Source organism: uncultured Aureimonas sp., from assembly GCF_913775355.1.
Classification (GTDB): Bacteria; Pseudomonadota; Alphaproteobacteria; order Rhizobiales; family Rhizobiaceae; genus Aureimonas.
Window position 1 is genome coordinate 1 of the sequence record NZ_CAJYIU010000193.1, and the last position, 3,697, is coordinate 3,697.

At 67.3% G+C, this 3,697-nt stretch carries 3 protein-coding genes; 1 reads left to right on the forward strand and 2 read right to left on the reverse strand.

Annotated features, from left to right (window positions below):
* Both QZ753_RS12025 and msrB read right to left on the reverse strand, forming a co-directional pair.
* Nucleotides 1-1,465, reverse strand: a 1,465-nt coding sequence (locus QZ753_RS12025; RefSeq protein ID WP_294644034.1) for a S9 family peptidase, incomplete at its 3' end; no start/stop codon positions are given.
* A 76-nt stretch (nucleotides 1,466-1,541) separates the two neighbouring features.
* On the reverse strand, nucleotides 1,542-1,943 hold the full coding sequence (gene msrB, locus QZ753_RS12030) for a peptide-methionine (R)-S-oxide reductase MsrB (protein WP_294644036.1): 402 nt from the start codon (nucleotides 1,941-1,943) through the stop codon (nucleotides 1,542-1,544).
* A 202-nt stretch (nucleotides 1,944-2,145) separates the two neighbouring features.
* Between msrB and QZ753_RS12035 the strand changes: the two genes are divergently transcribed.
* The coding region (locus tag QZ753_RS12035) for a proton-conducting transporter membrane subunit (RefSeq protein WP_294644037.1) at nucleotides 2,146-3,697 on the forward strand (1,552 nt) is incomplete at its 3' end.

A 3,697-nucleotide genomic window follows, 5' to 3' on the forward strand; every position in this document is an offset into this window, starting at 1 on the left:
GCGACAGGCAGTTGGTGTTGAACGACGCTGGAATTGTCATCCCGTAGGAGCCGTAGCCGTAGAGGAGGCACGGGGCCGAGCCGTCGAGCGGCGTGTCGCGGCGATAGACGAGCGAGATCGGCACCGTCTCGCCGTCGGCCGCCGGGGCATGGATGCGGCGCGTGACGTAGGCCGCCGGGTCGTGGCCGGACGGCACTTCCTGCGTCTTCAGGAGCCGGCGCTCGCGCGTCTCCAGATCGTACTCGAAGGTTTGGTTCGGCGTCGTCATCGACGAATACGAGAAGCGGATCGTGTCGGTGTCGAACTCGTAGGTGCCGCCGAGGCCGAGCGAGTAGGCCTCCTCTTCGAAGGCCACGACATGCTCGGCGCCGTCTGCGAGACGCTTCACGACGATGCGCGGCAGGCCGTCCCGCCGCTCCAGCCAGACGAGGTGGCGCTTCAGGATCAGGTGGCTGAGGATCAGGCGCCCGTCCTCGTGGGGCACGAGGTCGCGCCAGTTCTCCTTGCCGGGCAGGTCGGCGGGTGCCGTCACGATCTTGAAGTCGCGCGCACCGTCGGCGTTGGTCAGGATGTAGAGGGTGCTGTCGCCCTCGTCGATATCGTACTCGACGCCGGTCTGGCGGCGCACCACGAGGCGCGGCTCGGCGGCCGGGTTCATCGCGGGGATCAGCCAGGCTTCCGAGGTTTCGTGATCGTGGATGTCGATGATGACGAAGCCGTTCCCCTGCGTGCCGCCGACGCCCATGAAGAAGCCGGTGTCGGTCTCCTCGTAGATCAGCGGATCGTCGGCCGGGTCGGTGCCCAGCGCATGGTAGAAGACGCGGCTCGGCCGATGGTTGGCGTCGAGGCGGGTGTAGAAGAAACCGTGCGAGCGCGCGTCCCACGCAGCGCCGCCGCTCGTATCGGCGATGAGTTCGGCCGTATCCTCGCCCGTCTCGAGATCGCGCACGGACAGGTCGTAGAACTCAGACCCTTTGTCGTCGCGCGACCAGGCCAGCCAGCGATGATCCGGCGAGTGGTCGACGCCGCCGAGAGAGAAATAGTCCGATCCCTCCGCCTCGACCTCGCCGTCGAGCATGACGCGCTCGTCGCCGCCCTCGCGCGCACGCCGGACGAAGCGCGGATACTCGGCGCCGTGCCGATACGACACCCCGTAGGCATAGGGACCGTCCGGCGCCGGGACGGACGAGTCGTCCTCCTTGATGCGCGCCCGCATCTCGGCGATCAGATCCGTCTTCAGCCCGTCGAGGTCGCCGAGCACAGCCTTCGAATAGGCGTTTTCCGCGTCGAGATGAGCGCGGATCGCTGGGTCCAGCAGGCTCGTGTCCTTGAACATCTCCTGCCAGTTCGGCGCGCGCAGCCACGCATAGTCGTCGGCGCGCGTCTGGCCGTGGCGCTCGTCCGTAACGGGACGGCGCACGGCAGGCGGGGGAGGGGGAAGGTCGTCGCGAAAGGCGAAGGGCATGGCGTATCCGTTCAGGGCCCGGAGGGCGGAATACGGGGCACCGCTGACGCCCCGTCTTGGATCAAGGGCTCGTCGCTCAATCGCGCTGGAAGTTCAACGCGTATCCGTTCATGCAGTAGCGCAGGCCCGTCGGGCGCGGCCCGTCGTCGAAGACATGGCCGAGATGCGCGTCGCAGTCGTGGCAGCGAACCTCCGTCCGCACCATGCCGTGCGAGCGGTCCGTCACCTCGTCGACCGACGTCGGGTCGACCGGCTGGTAGAAGCTCGGCCAGCCGGTGCCGGAATCGAACTTCGTCTCCGAGCGGAACAGCGGCCGGTCGCAGCATACGCAAGTGTAGAGTCCGTCCGCCTTCTGGTCCCAGTTCGGTCCGGTGAACGGGCGTTCCGTCCCGTGGCCGCGCGCGACCTGGTACTGCTCCGGCGTCAGCTGCTCGCGCCATTCCGCGTCGCTCTTGTGCACCTTCTGATGCTCGGCCATCGTCGTCTCCTTCACGGCATTCCTCGAATGCTGCCTAGCTAGGATTGCGGGGCGTCGGCCACAAGCGCAACGAGGCCCGGAACCCACACGCAAGCGGTATTCACAGGCAGTTTAACCTTGAAATTCGGGGGTCCGGCTCTAGCCTTTGCTGCAGAGCGGCATGGGGACTGCCGCGCAGCGCGCGAGGCATCACGGGGACTGGATGGACCACCTTTCGGACGGATTGTTATTCCTCGCTCTGGCGCTTCCGTTCCTAGGAGCCCTCGTCGCTCCCCTCAGCATCATTCTCCTCGACCGGCTCGGTTCGGTCTTCCTCGCGCTGTTTCCGATCGGCGGTCTCGCCATCCTCTTCCAGCAGAGCGCGCAGGTTCAGGCCCGGGTGCCGATTCTGTTCGGCTTCGACTGGGTTCCCTCGTTCGGCGTGCGCTTCGCCTTCCGGCTCGATGGCCTGTCCTTCGGCTTCGCGTTCCTGATCCTCTTCATCGGCGCGCTCGTCGTCATCTATTCCGGCGGCTACATGCCGCGCGGCTCCAAGCGCGGCCGCTTCCACGCCTTCATCCTCCTGTTCATGGGCTCGATGCTGGGCCTGGTCCTGGCCGACGATCTCATCACGCTCTTCATCTTCTGGGAGCTGACGTCGATCACGAGCTTCCTCCTCATCGGCTTCGACCACGAGCGCGAGGCGGCGCGGCGCGGCGCCGTGCAGGCGCTGGTCGTCACCGGCGGCGGCGGGCTGGCCCTCCTGGCAGGTCTCCTGATGATCCGCGAAGGGACCGGGCTCTCGTCGCTGAGCCTTCTTCTCGACGCGCCCGACGCCTTCCGCACCAGCAGCATCTTTGCGCCGGCCCTGCTCCTCCTGCTCCTCGGGGCCTTCACGAAGTCGGCGCAGATGCCGTTCCACGTCTGGCTGCCCAACGCGATGGAGGCGCCGACGCCGGTGTCGGCCTACCTCCATTCCGCGACGATGGTAAAGGCCGGCATTTATCTCCTGATGCGCATGTTCCCGATGGTCGGCGACAGCGCCATCTGGGCGACGGTCTTGCCGCTGTTCGGCGGCGTCACGCTCGTCGTCGGTGCGGTGCTGGCGCTGCGCCAGAGCGACATCAAGCTGATGCTGGCCTACACCACGGTCGCCTCGCTCGGCCTTCTCGTCATGCTGCTGGGCATCGGGTCGGAGCTCGCGGTCGAGGCGGCGGTGCTCTACCTCTTCGCCCATTCGCTGGCCAAGGCGTGCCTCTTCATGGTGGCGGGGTCGATCGACCACGGCGCGGGAACGCGCGACATCCGCGCGCTCGGCGGTCTTCGCCTGAAGATGCCGGTGACCTTCGCCGCTGCGATCCTCGGGGCGGCGGCGATGGGCGGTCTTCCGCCGCTCTTCGGCTTCCTCGCCAAGGAGGAGGTCTATGCCGCGACCGCGACGGCCGACCTTCGCGGCATCCTGACGACGATCGCGGCCATCGCCGGCAATGCCCTGATGTTCGCGGTTGCGCTTCTCGTGGCCCTGAAACCGTTCCTTGGGCCGCTGCCGAGCGGCATGCGGCGCGCGCATGAGACGAGCCCGATGATCTGGTTCGGGCCGCTCCTCCTCGGCATCATCGGCCTCGTGGCTGCGATTTTCTCGCAGACCACGCACAAGTTCATCTCCAACCCGATGTCGCCGCCCGCCCTCGACGGGGCGCTGGCGGTGGACATCGCGCTCGGCTTCCACTGGGGCCCGGCGCTGATCCTCTCGATCCTGACGGTCGCGCTCGGTA